Origin of the sequence: Roseibium sp., from assembly GCF_965232425.1 — a bacterium.
Taxonomy (GTDB): Bacteria; Pseudomonadota; Alphaproteobacteria; order Rhizobiales; family Stappiaceae; genus Roseibium.
The window spans coordinates 3,771,353-3,796,998 of the sequence record NZ_OZ246971.1; the positions used below are offsets into that span (position 1 = coordinate 3,771,353).

The 25,646-nt window shown below is 62.1% G+C and carries 24 protein-coding genes; 22 read left to right on the top strand and 2 right to left on the bottom strand.

Annotated features, from left to right (window positions below; translation table 11 throughout):
- Positions 1-28 precede the first annotated feature (28 nt).
- The 19 genes from ACO08A_RS17210 to ACO08A_RS17300 all read left to right on the top strand — a co-directional run bounded on the left by ACO08A_RS17210 (position 29) and on the right by ACO08A_RS17300 (position 19,964).
- Complete coding sequence (locus ACO08A_RS17210) at positions 29-784, top strand: ABC transporter permease (protein ID WP_422041771.1); 756 nt, start codon at positions 29-31, stop codon at positions 782-784.
- A 44-nt stretch (positions 785-828) separates the two neighbouring features.
- Positions 829-2,196 carry an FAD-dependent oxidoreductase gene (locus ACO08A_RS17215; RefSeq protein ID WP_422037204.1) on the top strand — a complete coding sequence of 456 codons (1,368 nt, stop codon included), beginning with the start codon at positions 829-831 and terminating at the stop codon, positions 2,194-2,196.
- Between the two features lie 11 nt (positions 2,197-2,207).
- The gene (locus tag ACO08A_RS17220) at positions 2,208-3,374 is read left to right on the top strand and encodes a CaiB/BaiF CoA transferase family protein (RefSeq protein WP_422037205.1); all 1,167 of its coding nucleotides are present in this window, start codon (positions 2,208-2,210) and stop codon (positions 3,372-3,374) included.
- Positions 3,371-4,144, top strand: a complete 774-nt coding sequence (locus ACO08A_RS17225) for an enoyl-CoA hydratase-related protein (protein ID WP_422037206.1) — start codon at positions 3,371-3,373, stop codon at positions 4,142-4,144. Before ACO08A_RS17220 ends, ACO08A_RS17225 begins: the two co-directional genes overlap by 4 nt.
- A gap of 4 nt (positions 4,145-4,148) precedes the next feature.
- On the top strand, positions 4,149-4,496 hold the full coding sequence (locus ACO08A_RS17230) for a 4Fe-4S dicluster domain-containing protein (RefSeq protein ID WP_422037207.1): 348 nt from the start codon (positions 4,149-4,151) through the stop codon (positions 4,494-4,496).
- A complete protein-coding gene (locus ACO08A_RS17235) occupies positions 4,496-5,365 on the top strand; it encodes a dihydrodipicolinate synthase family protein (RefSeq protein ID WP_422037208.1) in 870 nt (289 codons plus the stop codon). The genes ACO08A_RS17230 and ACO08A_RS17235 overlap by 1 nt, the downstream gene beginning before the upstream one ends.
- Before the next feature lie 4 nt (positions 5,366-5,369).
- Positions 5,370-5,825, top strand: a complete 456-nt coding sequence (locus ACO08A_RS17240; RefSeq protein WP_422037209.1) for a deoxycytidylate deaminase — start codon at positions 5,370-5,372, stop codon at positions 5,823-5,825.
- 298 nt (positions 5,826-6,123) lie between these two features.
- Complete coding sequence (locus ACO08A_RS17245; RefSeq protein ID WP_422037210.1) at positions 6,124-7,083, top strand: sugar-binding transcriptional regulator; 960 nt, start codon at positions 6,124-6,126, stop codon at positions 7,081-7,083.
- A gap of 36 nt (positions 7,084-7,119) precedes the next feature.
- Positions 7,120-8,559: an extracellular solute-binding protein gene (locus tag ACO08A_RS17250; RefSeq protein ID WP_422037211.1), complete on the top strand. Its 1,440-nt coding sequence runs from the start codon at positions 7,120-7,122 to the stop codon at positions 8,557-8,559.
- An 86-nt stretch (positions 8,560-8,645) separates the two neighbouring features.
- Positions 8,646-9,560, top strand: coding sequence for a sugar ABC transporter permease (locus ACO08A_RS17255; RefSeq protein ID WP_319383642.1), 915 nt, complete (start codon positions 8,646-8,648; stop codon positions 9,558-9,560).
- A 1-nt stretch (position 9,561) separates the two neighbouring features.
- Positions 9,562-10,419 (top strand): carbohydrate ABC transporter permease, encoded by an 858-nt coding sequence (locus tag ACO08A_RS17260; RefSeq protein WP_422037212.1) that lies wholly within the window; start codon positions 9,562-9,564, stop codon positions 10,417-10,419.
- A 5-nt stretch (positions 10,420-10,424) separates the two neighbouring features.
- Entirely contained in the window at positions 10,425-11,531 is a 1,107-nt protein-coding gene (locus ACO08A_RS17265) for an ABC transporter ATP-binding protein (RefSeq protein ID WP_422037213.1), read from the top strand.
- Positions 11,528-12,652 carry an ABC transporter ATP-binding protein gene (locus ACO08A_RS17270; protein ID WP_422037214.1) on the top strand — a complete coding sequence of 375 codons (1,125 nt, stop codon included), beginning with the start codon at positions 11,528-11,530 and terminating at the stop codon, positions 12,650-12,652. Before ACO08A_RS17265 ends, ACO08A_RS17270 begins: the two co-directional genes overlap by 4 nt.
- A complete protein-coding gene (locus ACO08A_RS17275) occupies positions 12,649-14,214 on the top strand; it encodes an FGGY family carbohydrate kinase (RefSeq protein ID WP_422037215.1) in 1,566 nt (521 codons plus the stop codon). Before ACO08A_RS17270 ends, ACO08A_RS17275 begins: the two co-directional genes overlap by 4 nt.
- The gene (locus tag ACO08A_RS17280; protein ID WP_422037216.1) at positions 14,211-15,248 is read left to right on the top strand and encodes a 2-hydroxyacid dehydrogenase; all 1,038 of its coding nucleotides are present in this window, start codon (positions 14,211-14,213) and stop codon (positions 15,246-15,248) included. Before ACO08A_RS17275 ends, ACO08A_RS17280 begins: the two co-directional genes overlap by 4 nt.
- Before the next feature lie 7 nt (positions 15,249-15,255).
- Positions 15,256-16,851, top strand: coding sequence for a glycerol-3-phosphate dehydrogenase (locus ACO08A_RS17285; RefSeq protein WP_422037217.1), 1,596 nt, complete (start codon positions 15,256-15,258; stop codon positions 16,849-16,851).
- Entirely contained in the window at positions 16,823-17,893 is a 1,071-nt protein-coding gene (locus ACO08A_RS17290) for a class II aldolase/adducin family protein (RefSeq protein ID WP_422037218.1), read from the top strand. The genes ACO08A_RS17285 and ACO08A_RS17290 overlap by 29 nt, the downstream gene beginning before the upstream one ends.
- Positions 17,890-19,149, top strand: coding sequence for an FGGY-family carbohydrate kinase (locus ACO08A_RS17295; RefSeq protein WP_422037219.1), 1,260 nt, complete (start codon positions 17,890-17,892; stop codon positions 19,147-19,149). Before ACO08A_RS17290 ends, ACO08A_RS17295 begins: the two co-directional genes overlap by 4 nt.
- Positions 19,146-19,964, top strand: coding sequence for a TIGR01459 family HAD-type hydrolase (locus ACO08A_RS17300; RefSeq protein WP_422037220.1), 819 nt, complete (start codon positions 19,146-19,148; stop codon positions 19,962-19,964). Before ACO08A_RS17295 ends, ACO08A_RS17300 begins: the two co-directional genes overlap by 4 nt.
- An 8-nt stretch (positions 19,965-19,972) precedes the next feature.
- Here ACO08A_RS17300 and ACO08A_RS17305 read toward each other — a convergent pair whose 3' ends face one another.
- Together ACO08A_RS17305 and ACO08A_RS17310 are read right to left on the bottom strand one after the other, a co-directional pair.
- Positions 19,973-21,454, bottom strand: a complete 1,482-nt coding sequence (locus ACO08A_RS17305) for a xylulokinase (protein ID WP_422037221.1) — start codon at positions 21,452-21,454, stop codon at positions 19,973-19,975.
- A complete protein-coding gene (locus ACO08A_RS17310; RefSeq protein ID WP_422037222.1) occupies positions 21,451-22,440 on the bottom strand; it encodes a sugar-binding transcriptional regulator in 990 nt (329 codons plus the stop codon). The genes ACO08A_RS17305 and ACO08A_RS17310 overlap by 4 nt, the downstream gene beginning before the upstream one ends.
- Before the next feature lie 156 nt (positions 22,441-22,596).
- Between ACO08A_RS17310 and ACO08A_RS17315 the strand changes: the two genes are divergently transcribed.
- The 3 genes from ACO08A_RS17315 to ACO08A_RS17325 are packed head-to-tail and all read left to right on the top strand — an operon-like array spanning position 22,597 to position 25,638.
- Positions 22,597-23,907 carry an iron-containing alcohol dehydrogenase gene (locus ACO08A_RS17315; protein ID WP_422037223.1) on the top strand — a complete coding sequence of 437 codons (1,311 nt, stop codon included), beginning with the start codon at positions 22,597-22,599 and terminating at the stop codon, positions 23,905-23,907.
- A 4-nt stretch (positions 23,908-23,911) separates the two neighbouring features.
- A complete protein-coding gene (locus tag ACO08A_RS17320) occupies positions 23,912-24,733 on the top strand; it encodes an HAD-IIB family hydrolase (RefSeq protein WP_422037224.1) in 822 nt (273 codons plus the stop codon).
- Complete coding sequence (locus tag ACO08A_RS17325; protein WP_422037225.1) at positions 24,730-25,638, top strand: class II aldolase/adducin family protein; 909 nt, start codon at positions 24,730-24,732, stop codon at positions 25,636-25,638. The genes ACO08A_RS17320 and ACO08A_RS17325 overlap by 4 nt, the downstream gene beginning before the upstream one ends.
- Positions 25,639-25,646: the final 8 nt, after the last annotated feature.

Genomic DNA, 25,646 nt, shown 5'->3' on the forward strand with positions numbered 1-25,646 from the left:
CCCCGACGTCGAGGACGACAAACTCGGCATGCTCGAACAGGCAAGGCTGAGAGCGGCTCAGATCGCCATTCCTTTTGGAACGGCCGTCTCGATCTTGCTGGTCTGGCAGATCGGGGTGCGGCTTTTCGAGGTTCCGACCTATATCGCGCCCGCGCCGACCGATGTCCTTGCCGTGTTCGCCAATGAGTACACGCTGCTCTTGCGGAACTTCTGGCCGACCCTGATCGAGAGCCTTTCGGGCTTTGCCGTCGGCAATCTGGCGGCGATCCTGATCGCGGTCGCCTTCGTGCATAGCCGGACGGTAGAAATGGCGTTCTTTCCGATCGCGGTCTTCATCAACACGATCCCGATCCTGGCCATCGCTCCGATCCTCGTGCTGATTTTCGGTGCCGGAATGACGGCCAAGGTCGTAATCGCCGCGCTGATCTGTTTCTTCCCGACCCTGGTGAACATGGTGCGGGGGCTGCAGTCGGTGTCACCGCAAACCCTTGAGCTCGCACGTATCCTGTCCGCGTCCAAGTCGGAGATCTTCTGGAAGATCCGGTTGCCGTCGTCGCTTCCGTTCCTGTTCTCGGCTCTGAAGATCGCGGCAACCACCTGCGTGATCGGTGCGATCGTCGGTGAATGGATCGGTGCCGATGTGGGTCTGGGGGCGCTGATCATCGACAGCACGTTCAATTTCCGCTCACCGCTTCTCTACGCGACCGTTTTCGTCTCCTCCGGCTTGTCGGTGCTGTTGTTCACGGCTGTTTCGGTTGCCGAAAAGCTCGTTGTTCGCTGGTAGCGCCGCCGCCGGCAACTGGATTTCAAGGAAAAGGATCAAGGACAATGGCAGAACGTCATACGACAACCGTTCAGGTCGAAGGCGCGCAGGTTCCGGTCGTTGCGGACTGTGATGTGGTGGTGATCGGTGCCGGGCCCGCCGGTCACGCTGCTGCAGTTTCGGCTGCCCGGAACGGTGCTTCGGTCACGTTGCTGGAGCGCTATCACCACCTGGGCGGCATGGCGTCCGGCGGGATGGTTCTCGTTCTCGACGACATGGTCAACGAGGGCAACGAGATCGTCACCACCGGGATTGTCAGTGAATTCGTCGACCGGCTGGAGCGGCAGGATGCTGCGGTCTACCCGCCGTCCGAGGACTGTCAGACCAACTGGCAGATGTGGCAGAAGTGGTCGCGCTGGGGGTGTATCGACTTTCACAAGGCGATGATGCCGCAGCCGATCATTCACGCGGTTGCGTTCGACCCGGACGGCTGGAAACGGGTCAGCCTGGACATGGTGGTGGAAGCGAAGGTGAACCTGCGCACGCACAGCTGGTTCTCGGATGTCCTGATGGAAAACGGCCGGATCAGCGGCGTCATCGCCCAGACCAAGCTCGGGCGTCAGGCCATTCGGGCACGTTATGTCGTCGATGCCACCGGCGACCTGGATGTCGGGGTCGCGGCCGGGGCGGACTACATCGACGGCCAGTATATCGTCACGACCGTTTTCCGGCTCGCGAATGTCGACACCGACAAGGCCGTCGCGTTCGAATTCGCAGAGCCGGAGCAGTACAAGAAACTCGACCGGGAAGCGCGGCGCAGGATCGGCGGGGCCTGGGGCATGTGGTGGCTCAAGACGCCGATCCCGGGGGTGGTCTGGTGCAACTGCCCGCACATGCCGGGTTATGACGGGCTGTCCGTGGAAGACATGGTCGCCTCGGAAATCGAGGGCCGTGAGCGCATGATGAAGCTGCACGCGTTCGCGAAGGAAAACATTCCGGGCTTTGAAAATGCCACGATGCTGGGAGCTGCCGAGCAGATGGGCATCCGCCAGACGCGGCTCTTGCAGGGGGAATATGTCGTCAACAAGGACGACGTGAAGTCCCGGCGCTACTTCGCCGACACCGTGTGCCGCGGCCGTGACTACTACACCCCGTATCGTGCACTGCTTCCCAGGGGCATCGACAACCTGATCGTCGCCGGACGCCACTATTCCGTGGAAAGCGATGCGCAGAAGCTGTCGCGCGAAATTCCGCCCTGCATGGCGCAGGGTGAAGCTGCGGGCGTTGCGGCCGCCCTGGCGCTCGACGGAAACCAGCCGCTCCGCATGGTCGACTACAAGGCCATCCAGAAACAAATGCGCGCCCAGGGCGCCGATCCGGGAGACAAACCGTCGCCGAACGCTCTCATAGAAGATCACGTCGCGGCGGAATAACAGAGGCTCACATGTCAGAGAAAATCATGCCACTTGATGGCATTCGGGTCATCGACTTCACGCAAGTCATGCTGGGGCCCTGCGCGACCCAGATGCTCGGTGATTTCGGAGCGGACGTGATCAAGATCGAACGGCCGGGGGCAGGAGACCTCAGCCGCGGGTTCTACGGCGAGCGCACGGAAGAAGCGCTGAACAATGCCGTCTTTGCTTCGTTGAACCGCAACAAACGGTCGATCGAGATCGACACCAAGTCCGAAACGGGCCGCCAGCAGGTGCTTGATCTGGTGAAGACGGCCGACATCGTCGTCGACAATTTCCGGGCGGGGGTCATGGACCGGCTGGGTTTTGGCTACGACGCGCTGTCGAAACTCAACCCGCGGATCATCTGCGCTTCCGGTACCGGCTTCGGCTCGTCCGGCCCCTACGCCCACAAGGGCGGGCAGGATGTGCTGGCCCAGGCGATGACAGGGGTCATGGAGAAGACCCAGGACCCTTCGATTCCGAAATCGATCTATCCGACGACGCTTTGCGACTATTCGGCGGGCATGCATCTCGTGCAGGGCGTGCTTGCAGCGCTCCTGATGCGCGACAAAACGGGTCGCGGACAGAAAGTCGAGGTCTCACTCTATGACAGCATGATCGCGATGCAGATGCAGGAAGCGGCGCAATGGTCGAAACACAGGGAAGTTTTGAACTGGGCCGCCATGCCGCTGACCGGTGTTTTCGACACCACTGACGGCGCCATCGTTATCGTCGGCGCCTTCAAGGCGAACCCCTTGCAGGATATCTGCACTGCGCTTGAGATCGACGACCTGTCGCCCGACTATCCGACGCTGGACGTGCAGCGCAGGCACAAACCGTTCCTGCAGCAGCGGTTCCGGGAAGCGATTGCCGGGAACTCGTCCGCCTACTGGCTGGGACGGCTGGAGGCGCAGGATCTTCTGTGCGCCCCCGTCCGATCGCTTGGAGACGCCTTGGCAGACGCGCAGACGAAGATCAACGGCATGCTACATGCCATCGACCATCCGGTGCTTGGCGAGATCACCCTCGCGGGTTCGCCCGTCCATCTGAGTGACGCGCCGCTTGTCGTCCGTCGTGTTCCTCCGAAACTCGGGGAACATACGGAAGAAGTGCTGCAGGAACTGGCCGTGCTCCTCAGCAACGAGGCGGCCGAATGAGTGTCGACTTCAACGTTGATGGTCACGTCGCACGCGTGACCATCAACCGGCCCGAGCGTCTGAACGCCGTCGATAGCGCCGCTCATGCGCGACTGGCGGAGATCTGGGAAGAGGTCGAGCAGAACCCGGACATCCGGTGTGTCGTTCTCACTGGCGCCGGTCCGAAGGCTTTCTGCGCGGGCGCGGACCTGAAGGAAGACACCGGCCTGACCGGGGTGGACTACTGGAAAAACATCAGTGCGTCCGGGTTCACGGGGATTGCGCTCCGGCAGATGTCGACCCCAGTGATCGCGCGCGTCAACGGTCTCGCCCTCGGCGGCGGGCTGGAAATGGTTCTGGGGTGCGATATCGTCATCGCTGCCGAGACGGCGCGGTTCGGGCTGCCGGAAGCGAAGGTCGGGCGCGTACCGCTCGACGGCGGCATGGTGCTGCTTCCCCGTCTGGTTCCGCGAAACATCGCCATGGGCATGATGATGACCGGACGGCTGCTGCCGGCGCCGGAGCTGGAACGTTACGGATTGATCAACGCGATCGTTCCGCCTGAAGACCTGGACGCGGAGACCGACCGATGGGTGGCCGAGCTGCTGATGTGTGCTCCGCTCAGCCTGCGGGCGATCAAGGCCATCAACCGTCAGACGGCGCATCTGGCGGCGCAGGAGGCGTTTCGGTATCCGACGGACGAACTCGAGGCGGCGCTTTGTTCAGATGATGCCGACGAGGGGGTTGCCGCATTTCGGGAAAAGCGGGCGCCGGTCTGGAAAGGGCGTTGATCGGATGACACTCGTCATTACGAGCACCTGTATTGACGTGAAGGACGGCATATGCACAACAGTGTGCCCGGTCGACTGTATCTATGAAGGCGAGCGGATGTTCTACATCCACCCGACCGAATGCATCGAGTGCGGGATGTGCGAGAGCATCTGCCCCGTCGATGCGATACGGTATGCCGACGAGGTCGAGGAGGCGCAGCACGCTTTCCTTGCCATAAACGATGCAGCGTTTCGTGACGGCGCCAACACCCTTCTGGAACCGGGCGGGTGGTCGAAAGGTGACGAACCGCTCAAGGACCCACCCGGGCTGGCGACGCTGGCCGAACACTATCTCAGAAAGGACACGCGTTGATGCAAGGCGTTGTTGCAGCCGTTCCAACCCCGGTCGACCGGTCATTCACTCCCGTCAAGGATCTGTTCCTGGAGCACTGCGATTGGGTGCTGAACAACGGCTGCGACGGGATCAATGTCCTGGGGTCGACCGGTGAAGCGAGTTCGTTTGATGCCGCTGCCCGGCGCGATGTGATGACCTGGGCGGCCGCCGCGTTTGCCAAGGAAAAGCTGATGGTTGGGACGGGCACGCCGTCCCTCAGGGAAACGATTGCGCTGACCGAACACGCGGATGATCTGGGCTACAAGGTGGCGCTGGTTCTGCCGCCCTACTACTACAAGCCCGCGACACCGTCGGGCCTGAAAAGCTGGTATCTGGCGTTGCACGATGCCCTGGGGTCGCGCGGCATCAGGATCTATTTCTACAACTTTCCGCAAATGACCGGGATCACGATCCCGGTCGACGTCATTTCCGATCTTGCCACCATTGCGCCTGACCGTTTTGCCGGGATCAAGGATTCGTCCGGCGATCTGGATTATTGCAGGTCCATCGTTGCGGCGTCTCCGTCCCTGAGCGTTTTTCCGAGTTCTGAAACCGCGCTGCAAACGGCCGTCAAAGATGGCTTCGCCGGATGCATATCCGCCACATTGAACCACACGGCACCAAGGGCCGGGGAGATCTGGTCCAACCGGGACGCGCCTGCGCCGGCAGCTTGCGGGGAGATCGCACGGCAGAGGAGTTTGATGGCCGGACCGACACTGATCTCCGGTATCAAGTTTCTTGTCGGGGAAAGGACGGAGAACACGGAATGGCGCCGTGTGCTGCCGCCTTTCCTGACGCTTCCCGAAGAGGCCGGAGCGGCCTTGAAGCAGAGCCTCGCACAGGACTGAAGCAATGGCGGACGAAGACACCTGGACCCGGCGTTTCATGGCGCTCTGCGATCAGATCTCGGCGTGGTCCGAGGATCGCGATTTCCAGGTGGGCTGCGTCATTGTCTCTCCCAACGGGCACGAGATCAGATCGACCGGATATAACGGCCTGGCGCGCGGGGTCTCTTCTTCCGACCCGGCAAGGTTCGACCGTCCGAGCGGCGAAAAGTTCTTCTGGTTCGAGCACGCGGAACGCAATGCGATCTACAATGCAGCGCGCGCGGGTGCTCGGCTGGAAGGGTGCACGCTCTACGTCAACCGGTTTCCCTGCGCGGATTGCGGACGTGCCATCATTCAATCCGGCATCCGGAAAATCGTTGCTCCGCCGATACCGGAAGCAGACGGGGCACTCGATTACAGTTTCAAGGTTTCCCGGCAGATGCTGCGCGAAGCCGGCGTTGTGGTGGCCGAGTTCACGTAAGTTTCCGGCGATCATGTCGCGGAGCGACAGGCGCGCGCTTAAGTGAGAGTGCCGCTTCGCCGGTGCTAATACCGGCATCCGACTCCCGATTTTTCTTCTGAACAATACGAAAACTGCGGCTCGGCCCAAGTGCCTGATGCCGTACGTGCGGATCCGTGTGACTGCATCTTTCGGCTGCCGGGTGGGGCCGGTTTCCGAGCGCCGCTTTCAGGGGCCGTCTTTTTGAACGCTTGACCGTTCGTGCTCATTCTGCAATATTTTTCACCAACGCATTTTTTTGCAGTCTTCGAGTGGTGGAATGGCGATCGACGCAAAAACCAATCCCGATGTCGCGGCACGCGCAGCGTGGCTGCATTTTGTCGGCGGGCTCACACAAGGTGAGGTCGCACGCCATCTGAACGTGACCAACACCCGGGCGCACCGGTTGATCGCGCGGGCGCAGGCCGACGGCCTGGTCCAGATTTTCGTCGATGTCGAAGCGACCGAATGCGTGATGCTGGAACGGCAGCTGATGGAGCGCTTCGGCCTCAAGTTCTGCCGGGTGGCGATGGAAATTCCCGAGAGCGGACCGATGCCACTCCGCTCGCTTGCGACCGTCGGCGCGCAGTATCTGATGGAGGTGTCAGGCGGCAGCCGGCACAAGACGATCGGGCTCGGCAACGGCCGGACCCTGACGGCTTCGGTCAACGCCATGGGGCGCGACCCGGTGGTCGGCAAGCAATTCGTGTCCGTGCTCGGCGGCCTCACGCGCTCTTTCGCCGCCAACCCGTATGACGTGATTTATCGCCTCGCTCAGAAAACGGGGGCCGAGGCCCACCTTCTGCCGGCACCGCTTTATGCGAACACGGCGGAGGACAAGGCCGTGATGATGAAGCAGTTCGGCATCGCCGACACGATGTCCCTGATCGACGAGGCCTCGCTTGTGGTGCTGGGCGTCGGCAGCCTCGATCCGGACTCGGGCAGCATCATCGACACGGCGATTGATGATCTCAACAGGACGAGAGAACTCCGCGAAAGCGGAGCTGTCGCGGAACTGCTCGGCCAGTTCTTCGACATTGACGGGCGGCAGATCGAAACGGAGTTCGACCAACGGGTCATGGCACCGCCGATCGAAAGCCTGAAAGGACGCGAAGTGACCGCGATTGCCGGAGGAGCAAACAAGGTCAAAGCGATCACCGCTGCACTCAAGAACGGTCATCTGACCGGTCTGTTGACTGACGAGGTAACTGCAAAGGCGCTTGTAGAAGATCACCAATGACGCGACGAGCCTGAATTCACTAGGGAGGAAATACAGATGTACGAAAAGGAAAAAGATGCCATAGGAGCGTTCCTGCGCGGTGAAATGGATCGCAGAGCTCTTATTCGACGTCTCGGCGGACTTGGCATGACCGCGGCCTCCGCGGGCACGCTCTACAACATGATGGCGACCAGTGCGCTTGCCGCCGACTTCGACTGGCAGAAGCACAAGGGCAAAAGCGTCAAACTGCTCCTGAACAAACATCCCTACACGGATGCGATGATCGCAAATCTGCCGGCGTTCAAGGACCTGACCGGCATGGATGTTTCTTATGACATCTTCCCGGAAGACGTCTATTTCGACAAGGTCACGGCGGCCCTGTCCTCGCGTTCCAGCGAGTATGACGCGTTCATGACCGGCGCCTACATGACCTGGACCTACGGTCCGGCCGGCTGGATCGTCGATCATAACGAATGGCTGAACGACGATTCGAAAACCAATCCCAACTACAACTGGGCCGATATGCTGGAAGGCGTGCGCAAGTCCTGTGCCTGGAACGGCGTGCCCGGTGGCGAACTCGGCTCCGCCGATGCCAAGCAGTGGTGCATCCCCTGGGGGTATGAGCAGAACAACATCACGTTCAATGCGGCCATGTTCGAAAAGGCCGGCGTCAAGGTGCCGACGAACCTCGACGAGATGCTGGAGGCAGCCGCCGCCGTTCAGGCGGGCAATGACGGCGTCTACGGTGTCGGTGTGCGCGGATCGCGGTCCTGGGCGACCATTCACCCGGGCTTCCTGTCCGCCTATGCCAATTTCGGCGAGTCGGATCTGAGCAACGACGGCGGCAAGCTCAGTGCGGCGATGAACACGGCCGGGTCGAAGGAGTTCCATGCCAAGTGGGTCAAGATGATCCAGGAAAGCGGTGCGAGCGACTGGTCGACCCATACCTGGTATCAGGTCGGAACCGATCTGGGCGCAGGCAAGTCGGCAATGATCTTCGATGCTGACATTCTCGGCTACTTCATGAATGGCGGCGAAAACGCTATGGCAGGCCAACTGGCTTTCGCACCGTTCGCGGCGAACCCGGCAGCGTCGGCACCGACCCCCAACATCTGGATCTGGTCGCTCGCCATGTCGAAGTTCTCCAAGGATCTCGATGCCACCTGGTACTTCATGCAGTGGGCGTCCGGACCGGAGCACGGACTGTTCGGCGCAACGGAAATGGACTTCGTCAATCCCGTCCGCAAGTCGGTCTGGGACAGCGACGTTTTCCGCGAGCGGCTGAACAAGAACTATCCGGGATACGTGGAAATGCACGACGTGTCCGCACCCGGGGCGTCGATCAAGTTCACGGCGCAGCCGCTGTTCTTCGACCTGACCACGGAATGGGCAGCCACGTTGCAGCGCATGGTTGCCAACGAGGTTCCGGTCGATGAAGGCCTTGATCAGCTTGCAGAGAGCATGAACTCCCAGCTCACCGAAGCGGGACTGAGATAGGCCGCAGCCTGCGGCATGTGCGGTTCCCAACGCCGCACATGCCGTCCTGAGCCGACAAACAAAGACAATCCAGACCCGGTGTTTCCATGACCGACACCTTGACGACCCGGCGGCGTCAGCTGATCTCGCCCAGGGCACTCCCCTATGTTCTGAGCCTTCCAGCGCTCCTCGTGTGCATCGGGATCCTGATCCCGTTCGTGACGGCGATCTATTATTCGCTGCAGCGCTACCGGATGTCCCAGCCCTGGAACCGGGGCATGAACTGGGGTGAGAACTACGTCAAATTCCTCACCGACTCCGATTTCTGGAACACGCTGAAAGTGTCTCTGGTCTATGCGGGCTCCACCGTCGTTCTGGAACTTCTTCTCGGTCTGGCGATTGCACTGCTCCTGAAGAAGCGAAGCACCGTCAACAATTTCATCTCCATCATGCTGCTTCTGCCGCTGATGACGGCCCCTGCGCTTGCAGCCCTGATGTTCAAGCTGATGACCAACCCCAATTTCGGGATCCTCAGCTATTTCATGCAGGTGATCGGATTTGACGACTTCCGCTGGGGCTCGTCGCCGGACACGGCGCTGTTCACCGTGATCCTGGTCGATATCTGGGTCTATACGCCCTTCATGATGATCCTGCTGCTTGCCGGATTGCGATCGTTGCCCACCCAGCCCTTCGAGGCGGCGGCCCTGGACGGGGTGCCGCAACTGGAACAATTCTGGCGGATCACGCTGCCGATGCTGATGCCCTATATCCTGACGGCTGCCCTGTTCCGCCTGCTCGATTCCATTCAGCAGTTCGATATCATCTACGCAATGACGCAGGGCGGGCCGGGCGATACGCTCATGGTGTTCCAGGTCGAGGCCTATCTGAATTTCTTCCAGTCGACCAATGTCGGAAGATCGGCGGCGCTGCTTCTGATCCTGTGGGCAATCACCTACGTGCTGTCCAACATCTTCGTCAAGAACTGGCTCCGCTTGAGAGAGCGCGCGAAAGGGGGCGCGTAAGATGGATCATACTTCCTTCCTGGAACGCTGGTTCCGGCGCGCGGCGCTCACGGTGATCATCGTCTTCTTCATGTTCCCGATCTTCTGGATCGTGCTCATGAGCCTTCAGACCAACGAGACGATCCTGAGATCTCCTCCGTCCATGTCGTTCGCGCCGACACTGGACAACTATATGGCGATCCTCGCCGGCCGCCTGGATTCAAACGTCGCCAGCATGGGGATCGACTTCGTCAACAATCTCATGAACTCGATCATCCTGTCCGTCTGCTCCGTGGCGGTCGCACTGGCGCTGGGCGTTCCGGCGGCCTATGCATTCGCGCGGCACAAGTTCCGGGGATCGGAAGACATTGCCTTCACGCTGCTGTCCTTCCGCTTCGCCCCGCCGCTGCTGGTTCTGCTGCCGCTGACGCTCTATTTCCAGGAGATCGGCCTTGCGGACACCTATCTCGGGCTGGTCTGGGTCTACCAGTTGATCTGTCTGCCGCTGATCCTCTGGATCGTCAGGGGGTATTTCGAAGATATTTCGCCGGACATCGAATATGCCTACCGGATCGCGGGCCACAGCTGGTTCTCGACCTTCCGGAAGATTGCCCTGCCACTTGCCGGTCCCGGCATTGCGGCTGCCGGACTGCTCGCCTTCATCTTTGCGTGGAACAATTTCATCTTCGCTCTGGTTCTTGCCTCCGCAGACAAGCAGCCGGTGACGGTCGGTGCCCTTGCCTTCGTGACGGCGTCGGGTATCCAGTACGGACAGATCGCGGCTGCCATCGTACTGTCCATTGCACCGACACTTGCGCTTGCGCTTTGGGCACAACGATATCTTGTCGAAGGGCTTTCCCTCGGTGCGGTGAAGGGTTGATCTGAATGGGATTTCTTGAACTCACATCACTGACAAAAACCTTCGGTGCGGAAACCGTGCTCGACGGCGTGTCGCTGAGCGTACCCGAGGGCGGGACCCTGGTGCTGTTCGGCAAGTCGGGCGCCGGCAAGACCGTGTTGCTGAGGAGTGTTGCCGGGGCGATCGAGCCGGACAGCGGCACCATCCTCATCGGGGGCGAGGATGTCACGGACGTGCCACCCGAATACCGCGGGATCGGCATGGCGTTTCAGAACTTCGCCCTTTTTCCCCACATGAGCGCCTACGACAACATCGCCAGTTCGCTGACCTCCAAGCGCATGTCCGCGTCGGAGATCCGCACGAAGGTGGAGGCGGTCGCGCAGCTGCTGAAGATCGAGCATGTGCTTTCGCACGCACCGAAGGCGCTCTCGAATGGTCAGAAACAGCGGACCGCACTGGCCCGCGCGCTGGTTTCCGAACCCAGGGTTCTTCTGCTCGACGATCCGTTGCGCAACGTGGATGCGAAGCTGCGCTTCGAGATGCGCCTGGAGCTGCCCCGTCTTCTGGCCGATCGCGGCGCGACGATCATCTATGTCACGCAGGACTACAAGGAAGCCATGGCGCTCGGTGACCGGATCGCGGTTCTCGATCAGGGCAAGATCGTCCAGATCGGCTCGCCGGCCGACATCTACCGGCGGCCCGCCAATACGCAGATCGCCCAGTTGTTCGGCGATCCCACGATCAATCTTCTCGATATCGTTCCGAAGGAAGACGACCGGGGCCTACATGGTTTCATCTCCGACCAGAGGGTCGACTTCCACGGGCGGTTTCCCGGCGTTGCCGGCCGGGACTGCATCGTCGGTCTCAGGCCGGAGGCGTTGTCTTTCACCGTGACGGGCGGGTTTCCGGTCACCATCGAGGCGGTGACCCCGTTCAACGAAAAGACGGTTACCCTCGTCACGACCCTGCGCGGGCGGGAAATCCTTCTGTCGCAACCGGCGCAGGATCCGGTCCCGCCGGGGCCTGAGGTCAACCTCAGGATCGCGGCACAGGACGCCATCCTGTTCGACCGCGAGACAGGAAACAGGATCGCGCCGGAACCGGACGGCAACCGCGTGGAGGAAGCGGCATGAGCGCGCAACTCCATCTGAAATCGGTCAACAAGAAGTACAATCCGGGCACTGCGCATGAAGTGCATGCCGTGCAGGATCTCGACCTGGAGGTTCGGCGCGGCGAGATTGTCGCCCTGCTCGGATCGTCAGGCTGTGGCAAGACGTCGACATTGCGCATGATCGCCGGTTTCGAGGAGGTCAGTTCCGGCGAGGTCGATATCGACGGACGCCGCATCGACCGCCTTGCACCCGCCAAACGCGGTGTTGCGATGGCCTTCGAGGGCTACTCGCTCTACCCGCCGCTTTCGATCCGTGAGAACATCGCGTTTGCGCTCAAATCGGAAAAACTGCCTCAGCCGGAAGTCAACACGCGGGTCGAGCAGATTGCCGCGCTCCTGGAAATCGACGACATCCTCGACAAGTATCCCAATGCGATCTCCGGCGGGCAACAGCAGAGGGTCAGCCTCGGACGCGCCCTCATTCGCCGTGCGGATCTTCATGTTCTTGACGAACCGATGGGACAGCTTGAACCGCAGCTGCGCGCGATCCTGCGCGGCCGTATCAAGCACTACATCAAGGAACACGAACTGACGGCCATTCTGGTCACCCATGACCAGACCGAGGCCAATGCACTTGCCGACCGGATTGCCGTTATGGAAGGCGGCGTGCTGCAGCAGTTCGACACTCCCGAGAACCTGAAAAACCGGCCGGCGAACATCTTCACCGGTGCTTTCATAGGCGAGCCGCCGATGAACCTTTTTGAAGCGACGGCACAGATTGGTTCCGACCGGGTCGAGCTGCGTCTGTCGCCGGACATCGTGCTGTCCTATCCTTCCTCTGCCTTTTCCAGTGATCTGCAGCACCGTATTCAGCAGGACCAGGGGATCATGATCGGGATCCGGCCGCATTCGGTTCAACTGACCGAGGAGGGACTGCCCGCGGAGGTGTTCGCAAACCAGTGGCTCGGCGACCAGACGCATATTGCCGCGCGTTTTGCCGGCGGGAGCATCGTTTCGGTCGTGCATGATCTGGCGCTACCCAAACCCGGTGAGCGGATCAGCGTCGCGATATCAGCCGACGACCTGCACATATTCGACACCAGGTCGGGTGACGCACTCAGCCACGGAGGGCAGCTGGCATGAGTGCAAAGGATCTCCTCATCGGGATCGATGCCGGGACGTCGGTGATCAAGGCGGTCGCCTTCGGGCTGGACGGACAGCAAATTGCGCTGGCAAGCCGCCGGAATGAATATGTGAGCCTCCCGGACGGGGGCGTGGAGCAGGACATGAACCGCACCTGGGCCGACACCGCCCTCGTGCTGGCCGAGCTGGTCGAGCAGGTGCCGGCTTGCGCGGCACGGTGCGCGGCGATCGGCGTCACCGGGCAAGGCGATGGCACGTGGCTCATCGATCGGGACGGCGAGCCGGTTCATGACGGCTGGCTCTGGCTCGATTCCCGCGCCGCCGCGACCTCGCGCCGGCTGGCGGAAATGCCAGGCGGCCGTCTCATCTATGAGCGCACCGCGACCGGCATCAACGTGTGCCAGATGCGCACGCATTTGTGCTGGATGAAGGAGCATGCACCTGAACTCCTCAAAAAAAGCACCAGTGCACTTCATTGCAAGGACTGGCTCTACTTCAAGCTCACCGGTGTTCTGGCCTCGGACATTTCCGAGGGCGTCTTCACATTTGGTGACTACAGGACGCGTGACTATGCGCCGGACGTGATCGAAAGCCTCGATCTGGCCGAACACAGGGATCTGCTGCCGCCGATCATCGACGGCACGACCGTTTCGCACGGTCTGACCCCGGAGGCCGCGGTGAAGAGCGGCCTGCGCGCCGGGACGCCGGTCTGTCTCGGGCTGGTCGATGTCATGTGCAGCGCGCTCGGGGCCGGTCTCTACGATCCGGCGGTTTCGCCCGGCCTCACGATTCTCGGTTCCACCGGCATGCACATGCGCTTCGTGGGAAATGCAGACGCGGTGGTGCTGAACGAGGACATGTGCGGATACACGATGCCGTTTCCCGGCGGCGCATTCGCGCAGATGCAGACCAACATGGCCGCCACGCTGAATATCGACTGGGCGCTCGGTCTCGCGGTGCAGGTGTTTCAATCGCAGAACCTGAGTGTGGATCCGGAACAGTTCCTGGTTTCCATGGACGATCTTGTCCTTGGCGCAACGCCAGGCGCAGCCTTCTTTCACCCCTATATCTCCTCAGCCGGCGAACGGGGGCCCTTCACCAATCCCGATGCAAGGGCGAGCTGGACCGGTCTCGATCAGGGGACGACTTGGGCCGACATGCTGCGCGCCGTGTTCGACGGTCTCGTGCTCGCCGCCAGGGATTGCTACCAGACCATGGGCCACGTGCCGGGCGAGATCCGGATGACGGGAGGTGCCGCCAAGTCGAACGCCTGCCGCTCGCTCCTGTCCGCCTGTCTGAATGCGCCGGTGCGCACAATCGCGCAGCCGGAGGCGGGGGCCGCAGGCGCGGCCATGATCGCTGCCGTTCAGCAGGGTCTGTTCAGGAACGTGGCAAGCGCGGTGGACAGCTGGGTCACCCCGCTCCTGAACGACGCGGTTCTTCCCGATGAGGAACTGGTCCGGCTCTACGACACCCTTTTCGACGGTTATCTGGAAACGAGGCTTGCCCTGCCGAAGGCCTGGGACCGGCAGGCGCAGGCGAGACGGGAGCTGACCCAATGACGACTGTGGCGATCATAGGCGACCGGTTCATGGAGTCCTCGGTCTTCGAGAGGGAAATCCTCGCGTTGTGCGGTGACCGCGTCACCTGCAAGTGCCTGGACCTGGCTTGGCCCGACGAGGCGATGGAACACGGCTACGCTTCTCCCGGCCTGGAGGGATTGAAGGAATACATGGGAACACCGGAAATGGTGCTTGAGCACGTGCAGGACGCACAGGTGCTGGTCACACATCTGGCCCCCGTTTCCGTTGGCGTGCTGGAGGCAGCGCCCAATCTCAAGCTCGTCGGGGTTTCCAGGGGCGGACCGGTCAACATCGCCATGGACGAAGCACGGGAGAAAGGCGTCCTTGTCGTCAATACGCCCGGACGGAACGCCTCGGCCGTTGCCGAATTCACCATCGGTGCGATCATCGCCGAAACGCGCAACATCACCAAGGGCCATGATGCCTTGCGCAAGGGCGACTACAGGGGCGATCTCTACCGTGCGGACATTGCCGGCAACGAACTCTCGGACATGTGTGTCGGCGTCATCGGCTACGGCAATGTCGGCACCCGGGTGGTGAAGCTGCTGCGCGCGTTCGGAACGCGCGTCCTGGTCGCCGATCCCTATGTACAACTCTCCGTGGAGGACAGCCGCGACGGTGTCGAACAGGTCGCCCTCGAAACCCTTTTGAAGGAATCCGACGTCGTCACACTGCACCCGAGGGTGACCAAGGAAACAACAGGAATGATTGGCGCAGACGCGTTTGCGGCGATGAAGCCGGGGGCAGTGATCGTCAACACGGCCCGTGGTCCGCTGATGGACTACGACGCCCTGTTCGAAGCCCTGTCGAGCGGGCACCTGGGCGGGGCGATGCTGGAAACCTTTGCTGTGGAGCCGACCAGGCCCGACGATCCGCTGTTGCAGCTGCCCAACGTGACACTGACGCCGCATATTGCCGGGGCGTCGCGCAAGACCGTGAAGATAGCCGCGCAGAGGATTGCCGAAGAAGTGCGGCGCTGGATTTCAAACGAACCGCCACTCAGTCCGTGTTGAGGTCTGAATGAACCTTGTGACGTCTGACCACACCAGATACGAGCCGCAGGGACGATCCGCCGATCGCCCCGTGGACCTGCTGGTCGTTGGCGGAGGGATCAATGGTGTGGGCGTCGCGCGCGATGCCGCCGGGCGCGGCTTGTCCGTCGTCCTCTGCGAAAAGGGAGACCTCGGCGAAGGCACGTCCTCAAGATCGGGGAAATACATCCACGGCGGTTTGCGCTACCTGGAATATTATGAGTTCAGGCTCGTGCGCGAGGCGCTCAACGAGCGCGAGGTCGTTCTGGAGGCCGCGCCGCATCTTTCCTGGCCGCTGCAGCTGGTGTTGCCGCACAGTCCCGAGCAGCGGCCGCGATGGCTCATTCGCCTCGGACTGTTTCTTTACGACAATCTGGGCGGCCGGAAACGGGTGCCGCGCTCCTCTGCGCTTGATCTCAGGCACAACATTGCCGGCGAAAGGCTCAAGGACAAATACAAGAAGGGGTTCAGTTACTGGGACGTGTGGATCGATGATGCGCGCCTGGTTGTCCTGAACGCGGTGGATGCGGCCCGGCGCGGTGCGCAGGTGTTCACCAGAACCCCGTGCGTATCGGCGCGGCGGGAAGGGGATGTCTGGCGTGCGGAGCTCAGAGGCGACCAGCCCGGCAGTCCGACAACCGTCTATGCAAAAGCAATCTTCAACGCGGCCGGACCCTGGGTCGAAAAGGTCATCGGCGAGGTTGCGGGCGTGAATTCGCGCATGCGTGTGCGCCTGGTCAAGGGCAGCCACATCGTGCTGCCCAAGTGGTGGCAGGGCGACCACGGCTACGTTCTGCAGGCGCCCGACAAACGCCTAATCTTCGTCAATCCCTATTTCGACGACATGGCGCTTATCGGCACGACCGACATCCCCTTCGACGGCAAGGCCGAAGACGTCGCGATCGACCAGTCGGAGGTCGACTACCTGCTCGGCATTCTCGGAAACTATTTCGACCATACGTTCAGCGCGGACGACGTCCTGTTCGACTATTCCGGCGTCCGGCCGCTTTTCGACGACGATGCCAGCAAGAGCGCGTCTGCCGTGACACGCGACTATCAGTTTGAACTCGACGGTTCGCTTGACCCCGGTGCAAAGTCGCCGCCGCTTCTCTCCGCTTTCGGCGGGAAACTGACGACCTACCGGAAGCTGTCTGAGCACGCGTTGCAAATGCTCGGCCCCTACTTTCCCGAGATGGCCGGAGCCTGGACGGCGGACACCCCGCTTCCGGGTGGCGACCTGCCGGACAAGCAGTTCGAGACCTGGTTCGCCGGGTTCAGCAAGCGTTACGGTTTCCTGCCCGAGGCGTTGCTGCGCCACTTGGGGCACTGTTACGGAACCGATGCCGTGCGTCTGCTGGACGGCGTCAACGCCCTGTCCGATCTCGGGCACCATTTCGGACACTGTTTCTTTGAACGTGAAGCCGTCTGGCTGATCGAAAACGAATGGGCCGTGAGCGCTGAAGACATTCTGCTCCGCCGCACGAAGCACGGGCTGTTCCTGACGCGGCAGGAAAAGTCGGATTTTGAAACCTGGTTGGAAAAGAGGCCGACGCTTGATGAACCCGTTTCTAGAATTGCGGAATGATGCGGAGTTCGAAAGACTTCGATCAATCTCCGCCGAACTGGGCAGGGACCCTTTGCAGGTTCAGGGGCCAGGCGGCAACACGTCGCTGAAGCGGGACGGGCAGATGTGGATCAAGGCCTCGGGCACGTGGCTGGCCGAAGCGGATACACGCGACATCATGGTTCCGGTGTTTTCCGGCCGGTTCGTGGCCGCCTTGCAATCGGGAGACGAAGACGCCGGCGATACGGCGCGGTTTCTTGCCGACGTGGACGGAGCGCCGGCACTGCACTCGTCGATCGAAACATCCGTACACGCGCTGCTCGACAGTCCCGTCGTTCTGCACACGCATTGCGTGGCGACGATTGCGATCGCCATCCGCTCCGATGCCGAAGAGATTGTCCGGGACAAGCTTGCCGGTCTTGATGCGGTGTTCATCCCTTACGCGAAGCCTGGCCTCGATCTCGCGCGGGCGATCATGGCGCGGGCAACGGGCTCGACCAAAATCCTGATCCTCGGCAATCACGGCCTGGTCGCGACCGGACAGAGTGCCGGCGAGGCGCGGGACCGGCTGTTCGAAGTCTCCCGGCGGCTGGAACCTGCTTCGGTCGACCTTGCAGGCGAAGCGCAGGCGGCCTTTGTCCGCTCCCTGGTGGGAACGGACTGGGTGCCGGCGCCCTTTGAAACGACGCAGGCGGTCGCGTTCCACGACGGCCTGCTTGAGATCGCGGATGGCAATTCCCTCTATCCCGACCACGTCGTGTTTCTCGGGCCGGGATGCGTGGTCGCAAGGGAAGGGGAAACGGTTGCCGAAGCGGCGCGCCGGGGATCGGCGGGGCGGTCGGCGCGAAAACTCGTGATCTGTCCGGGCAAAGGGGTCGCCATCCCCGCGGACGCAAATGCTGCGACCTTGACACTGGTGCGTGCCTTTGGCGACGTGCTCGTGCGCGTTGCGCCGGGTTCGGATGTGACACGTCTGTCGGACCAGCAGGAGAACGAGCTGATCAACTGGGATGCGGAGAAGCTGCGCCAGGCCCTCAACACGAGCGATGGCGCAACAGCATGACACAATTTCTTGCGCTCGGGATCGATGTCGGCACGTCGGGTGTACGCGTGGCTGCGCTTTCCGAGGACCTTGAGGTTGTCAAGGTGACGAAGGCGGCCATGGATCTTTCCAGGGGGCCGAGAAATGACTCTGCCGTCTGGCTGGCGGCACTGTCGGAGGCGCTCTCCGGGATGCTCAGGGCCATCGACCCCGGCAATGTCACGGCAATCTGTGTCGACGGGACCTCAGGAACCGTGCTCGCGCTGGATGATGCTGCCCGGCCCCTGGGGTATGCGCTGATGTACAACGATACCGTCGACGATCCGTCGATCCCGAAGGCAATCGCCGCCGTGGCTCCCAGGCAAAGCGCGGCTCACGGGGCCAGCTCCGCCCTTGCCCGCTGCATCTCATTGCAGACAAGGACCGGTGTCGCGCGCATTGCCCACCAGGCGGACTGGATCGCGGAACAGCTGGCCGGAAGGCCCGTGCCGAGTGATGAAAGCAATGCGTTGAAAACAGGCTATGACCCGATCGAGAGGACCTGGCCTGACTGGATGCCGGCGACCGGGATGGACACCCGGCTTTTGCCGGATGTCGTCGCGACCGGGACGATGACCGGCGTCACGAGCGGTGCGTTCGGACTGCCGAAAGGCATCCCGATCGTTGCCGGTGTTTCCGATGGCTGTGCGTCGTTTCTTGCCACCGGTGCCTCGAGCCCCGGAGACGGCGTGACCGCACTCGGCACGACGTTGACGCTGAAACTGCTTTCCGACAAACCGATTTTTGCACCCGAATTCGGGATCTACAGTCATCGTATCGGCGATCAATGGCTCGCGGGTGGTGCCTCCAACAGCGGCGGCGAGGCGCTTGCGGCCCATTTTCCGCCTGACGAGATCGCTTCGTTGAGCGAGCGGATCGATCCCGAGATCCCGACGGGACTGGACTACTATCCCTTGCCGCGCACCGGCGAGCGGTTTCCGGTCAATGACCCGTATCTTGAATCGCGTGTTGATCCGCGCCCGGAAAAACGGGAAGAGTTCCTGAAGGGGCTGCTGGAGGGGATCGCGGCGATCGAGAAACTCGGATTTGAACGGCTCGCCGGACTGGGCGGCCCGAAACTGACATCCATCCGGACGGTCGGCGGCGGTGCGTCCAACAGGATATGGACACGCATGCGCACGCGAATGCTGAACACACCCGAGGCTCCGGTAGCGTCCGGAGAAGCGGCGGCAGGGTCCGCGCGCATTGCCTGGGGCTTTGTAAAGGATCGCGCATGACCCGCCGCATCTCTGGCCTGGGCGAGATCATCGAGGAGTTTGACGGCATCCTCATCGATCAGTTCGGCGTTCTTCATGACGGAAAGGCGGTCTTTGCGGAGGCCTTGCCCTGTCTTCGCAAAGTCGCCGAGATAAACATGCCGGTGGTCACGATCACCAATTCGGGGCGGATGAAGGAGCCGAACAGACAGCGTCTGAACCGGTTCGGGTTCACCGAAGACCTGATCGGGGAGGTGATCACGTCGGGCATGGTCGCCCGCGCCCGGATCACCGAGATGCTCGCCGCCGGAGATCTTGCGCCTGGCGACAGGGTGCTGAACCTTACCCGCGAGAATGACACGACCGTGCTGGACGGATTGGGGCTTGTCCCGTCAGATGACCCTGGTGACGCCATCCGTCTTGTGCTCATTTCGGGTCTCAAACCGGAAGAGGTTTCCCGCGCATCCTATCGCGATATGCTGGGTCCGCTGGCAAAAGCGGGGGTTCCCGCTATCTGTGCCAACCCGGATCACGTGGTCTATGCCGACGGCAAGGCAGCGTTCGGTCCCGGACGTGTTGCGCAGGATTACGAAGAGGACGGCGGCAGCGTTACCTACGCCGGAAAGCCGGGTCCGGAGATTTTTCGAAGATCCCTGGCGGTTCTCGGAGATCCCGATCCCGGGCGTGTGCTCATGATCGGCGACAGCCATCATCACGACATAGCCGGTGCGGCCGCGATCGGCTGCCGGACGCTGCTGATCGCAGGTGGTGTCCAGGCGCTGTCTTCGGCCGACGGAGTTCTGCCGGACTATTCGCTCGAAACGCTTCGCTTTTGAAACGACGGTCAGGTGCCCGCGTATTCAGGCCGGTAACTTGCGAATTGCCGGGCAGAAAGGGCACGCCAGGCATCCTGCATTGACGGATCGGGAATGACCGTTTCCCCTTCTTCGCTCATGGCCGCCGCCGCGGCATCGAGGGTTTCGAACCAACCTGCTCCGGTGGCCGCGCTCATGGCCGCTCCGAGAGAGGACGCTTCCAGGCTTTGCGAGATGTGGACCGGCAGACCGGTCGCATCGGCAAACATCCGGGTCCACAGGGGGCTGTTGCCGCCGCCGCCGACGGCGACGATCTTTTCGATCTTCAGACCGTTGTCCTGCATGGCCGTGATCGCGCGCGCGCTTTCCAGCGTCATGGCCTCCAGAACCGCCCGGTAGAGATGACCTAGGCCATGGTTCGGCGACAGGCCGTTGAAACTGGCACGCGCACCTGTGTCCCAGTGCGGATCCATGCAGCCTGTGAGGTAGGGGCAGACCGTGACGCCTTCCGAGCCGAGCGGTATCGTCTCGGCTTCCGCTTCCAGCCTTGAGAACACCGAGGGGTCGTCGCGCCCGCCTGCGAAGGTGTCGACGAACCAGTTGATCAGGAAGGCGCCCGCGCGCTGGCATCCTTCCAGAAAATAGCCGTTGCCGGTCGGTGACGTCATGGTGCGCCAGTTGAGGCTGATCATCGGATCGGGTGCCCAGGCCCCGGTAATGAGGGCGGTTCCGAGATTGAGATAGACGACACCCTCGCGGGCCGCGTTGACGCCGAGCCCCGCGCACTGGCCGTCGCCGCCGGCGGCGACCAGAGGCAAGCCTTCCGGCAGACCGGTGCCGGCCGCCGCTTCTGCCGTAACCGTTCCGGTGACCGTGCCCGGGCGCGCAAGCGTTCCGAGCTGATCGGCTCGGATGCCCAGGTGCGTGAGAAATTCTTCGGACCAGGTCATGCTCTCGATATCAAGCAGGCCGAAAGGATCGGCGCTCGTCCAGCTGGACATCCAGTTGCCGGTGAGACGTCCGGTCAGGAAACAATGGACGTCGGTGACCTTTGCAGCCCGTTCGAGGACCTCCGGCTGGTTGCGGCGGAACCAGGACAGCCTGTAGATCACAGGCGTGATATCGATCGGTTTTCCGGAAACGCGGTGCAGTTTCTCGGCTCCGATCTCGCGGCTCAGGAGCTCGACCTCCGCGCGGGCGCGTTCGTCGAGCCAAAGTGCGGCGGGACGCAAGGCGTTTCCGTCGGCGTCGAGAAAGGCAACCGTCTCGCGCTGGTTGGAGATCGCCAGTGCGGCGACGCGGGACATGTCGATCTTGTTCCCAAGATCCTGCAAAGCCGTGCACGCGGCGGACCACCAGTCCTCGACGTCCTGTTCGACCCAGCCGGGTTGCGGCTGGGACAGGGGAATGGACGCACGCCCCTCGGCCACCGGGGTTCCGTTTCGTGTCCAGGCGACGGCCTTGGTCGATTGCGTGGAGCTGTCGAGCCCGATGACCAGGTCCTGCGTCATGTTTTCTCCCTCAGCAACGCTTCGGCCGTCGACCTGTCCGTAACCAGATCGGTGACGTATCCGCCGGTCAGGCAGGCTTTCAGGGCCTGCAGTTTTTCAGTTCCGCCAGCAACGCAAATGCGCTCGGGAACGGCTTTCAGATCCTGAAGCTCCATTCCGATCTGCCGCCCGGACAGCGGCCCTTCGAGGGCGTCTCCCTGCGCGTCGATGAACCGGCCGATCACGATACCGGCAGCGCCGGCCTTCATGTAGTCTTCGGCGGAGGGCTGGATCAGGTTGTTGCCGTCCGCCCACCTGGTTTCGTCGTTGAGTTCACCGACGCCGAAGACCACCGTGGTGCAGCTGTGAACCCGCTCGAAATGGCGTTTCAAGGAGGGTTCGCGCAGAAGCGCGGTGCGAAGGTCCGATGTGGTGACGACTGCCGGCGCGTGGAAGTTATGGCACTTCGCACCGAGACGGTTTGCGATGAAGAGCGTACAGGCTTCCGGGGACGTGACATCATCCCCGAGCGAGCTGCCCGAGACCTGCACCACACGCAGGCTCTCCTGATTTCTCTCCGGCAAGGCGTTTGCCAGTTCCAGCATCGTCCGGCCCCATGCGACGCCAAGCGTCATGTCCTTGCGCAGGCGCGACAGGAGTATCTGGGCTCCGGCGATGCCAAGACGCTTTCGAAGCTGGGTCGGATCGCCGTCTTCTTCGCTGATCTCGGGGGCAATGAAGGCGCCCTTCAGGTTGAAGCGGGCCGCGAGCCGTTTGCTCAGCTCGGCCTGTTCCAGCAGACCGGGTGCCAGACTGATGGTGACAAGCCCGCGCCTGCGCGCATCCGCGAGGTAATTGGCAACCGATGCACGCGACACGCCCAAGGCCTTGGCAACCTCCGCCTGGGTGCGTGACTCGGCATAGTAAAGCCAGGTCGCCCAGGCCGTCGTGTCCTCGACAAACCTGACATTTTCCTCGCCTGAACCGTCGCTTTTCCTGTCTGACATTGTTTCGCTTTCGCCTTTGCGATCCGTGAAGTTTGAAATTCGATTTGACAAATGTCAATAGATGTTGTCATTTGTCATTCCTGAACTGAAAGGTTTTGCATGCCCTCAATAAGTCAACAGACTCCCTCTTTACCAGAGCGGCCGGAAAACGGTTGGATGGAGCATATTGAGGACGTGTATCTCGGCCGATGGGTGAACCCGGAAACCGGCGAGACCGGACCGCGGGCTCCGGTCGACAAGATCCTGATTTCCGAATCGATTGACGGAGCCGAGGGTGACCTCGTGCGCTCCGTGGGCATCGGCGATTCAACCGCGATGGTCGCCGATGCCAACACTTGGGATGCCGCAGGTTCAAGGATTGCGCATACCCTGAAAAGCGCCGGCATCACGGTCGGCGAAGTCCTGCTCGAAGGCAAACCGCACGCAACCGTTCACGCGGCCGATGAACTGGCGGTTCGGCTCCAGGAATTTTCGTCCGTCATTGCGGTGGGATCCGGCACGGTGAACGATCTCACCAAATACGTCACGGCCAAGGACGGCCGTCCCTACTGTGTCTTCGGTACGGCCGCCTCGATGGACGGCTATGCGTCGACGACGGCGTCGATGGGTTTGCCGAGCGGACTGAAAATCTCCTTGCCGGCCCATGCGCCCAAGGGGGTGTTCCTGGATCTCGGCGTGATTGCGGCCGCGCCGAGCCGGATGGCGGCTGCAGGTTTCGGTGATTGTCTTTGCAACAGCGTCGCACGGATCGATTGGTGGATGTCGCACAAGCTGCTCGGAAGCCGGTTCTGGATGGAGCCCTATCTCATCGGCGAACCGGACGCAGGCATGCTGGAAACCCATGCGTCCGGCTTGAAGCAGGGCGATGTCACGGCTGTCGGCTATCTTGTCCGGGCCCTTGTCCTGTCCGGTCTCGGCGTTGCCTTTACCAAGGTCTCCAACCATGGCTCGATGGGTGAGCACCAGATTTCCCACTATATCGACTGTTTTGCCGGCGACCGGCATACCGGAACGTTGCATGGCGAACAGGTCGGGGTCGCGACGCTGACAATGGGCCGCATTCAGGATTGGTTCCTGAACCAGGAACAGCCGCCGGAGATCCGCCCGACCCGCGTTGACGGCGAGGACATGGCGCGCCGGATGGGGACCGAAATCGCCGCGCAGTGCGAAGCGGAATATCGGAAGAAAGCGCTGGACGAGAACGGCGCGGCGCGGCTCAATGAACGTCTGCAGGAGATCTGGCCGCAGCTGCGCGCGGAGTGCCGCAAGCTGGTCGATCCGGTCAGCAACATGACGGCGAAGCTCAACGAGGTTGGTGGCGCGACGAGCGGACGGGACCTCGGACTGCCCTCCGATTTCTACCGCGAAGCCGTCCGCCATGCGCACGAGATGCGGAACCGGTTCTCGTTCGCGGATCTCGCCTGCGATGCGGGCCTGCTGGACGACTTTGCGGCGAGGGAGGTCTGAAACGATGCAGCCGATCGCCTCCATGCCCCGGGATACCGCCGCGTCGATCCACACGGTCATGGCCGATATCGACGACACGCTGACGAGTGACGGGCGTCTTCCGGCAAGTGCTTATTCGGCGCTGGAGAAGCTCAGGCACGCAGGTTTCAAGGTCGCGGCGATCACGGGCCGGCCAGCCGGATGGTGCGACATGATCGCCCGTTTCTGGCCCGTTGACGGCGTGGTCGGGGAGAACGGCGCTTTCTACTATGCCTATGACAGTGCTGCGCGGCAGATGCGGCGGGTCTTTGCGGCAAGCGACGTCGTCAGGCGGAACAACAAGCTGCGCTACGAGCAGATTGCGGCACGGATCCTGAGGGAAGTGCCCGGGGCCGCGGTCTCAGCGGATCAGGCGTTTCGCGAGGCGGACCTTGCCATCGATTTTTGCGAAGACGTGCCTGCGCTTGAGCGCGACGACGTTGATCGCATCAAGGCGATTTTCGAAGACGAGGGCGCGGTGGCAAAAGTGTCCTCGATCCATGTGAACGGATGGTACGGCAGTTACGACAAGCTGACCATGACGCGCAGGTTTGCGCGCGACGTTCTGAACCTGGACCTGGACGCGGAGAAGGACAGGATTGTCTTTTGCGGCGACAGCCCGAACGACGCGCCGATGTTCGGTTTCTTTCCGAATGCCTGCGGCGTGGCGAACGTCCTCGACTTCAAGGGCCGGATCGACGCGGAACCCGGCTGGATCACGACCGGGCGGGGTGGTGAAGGATTTGCAGAGCTCGCGAACGCCCTGATCGCAGCAAGAAACGTTTCAGACAGGAGAATGAGCGCATGAAGAAGGCCGAACTGGCACTGCGCGAGGACATCATTGCCCGTTGCCGGGAAATGAATTCCAGCGGTATCAACCAGGGAACCTCAGGGAACATCTCGGTCCGGTACGAAGACCGGATGCTGATTTCTCCGTCGGCGACACCCTATGACCAGATGACGCCCGACATGATCGCGTCGGTCGGACTTGAAGACACGAGCGGCCGCTACGAAGGACCGCTGAAACCGTCGACCGAATGGCGTTTCCACCAGAAGCTGCTGCGCGGCCGTCCCGATGCCGGTGCGGTGGTTCATGCGCATCCGACCTACTGCACGACGCTGGCAATCGCGCGCAAGGAGATCCCCTCCTGCCACTACATGATCGCCGCGTTCGGCGGAAACAACGTCCGGTGTGCGGGTTATGCGACTTTCGGTTCGGAAGAACTCTCCGAACTTGCCATCGACGCCATGACGGACAGGACAGCCTGCCTGCTTGCAAATCACGGCATGATCGCGATCGGCGAGAACCTCGCCAAGGCGATGTGGCGCGCGATCGAGCTGGAGACCATCGCAAAGCAGTATTACCTCAGTCTTGCGATCGGTGGTCCGGTGCTCCTGAGCGACGCGGCCATCGATGACACGCATCGCGGTTTTGCCGGCTACGGCCTGCAGGACGATGCCGGAAAAGAGACGCCAAAACCCAAACGCCGCGCCGCGAAAAAACCGGCAGCGAAAACGGCAGCGGCAAAGAAACCAGCGGCAAAGGCGGCGGCAGCAAAGAAACCTGCGGCAGCAAAGAAACCTGCGGCGGCAGCCGCGAAACCGGCTGCAAAGACGGCAGCGGCCAGGAAGCCCGCGGCGAAAGCGGCGGCTGCCAGAAAGCCTGCTGCAAAAGCAGCGGCCACCCGGAAGCCGCCGGCCGGGAAGAAGTAACAGCGCCA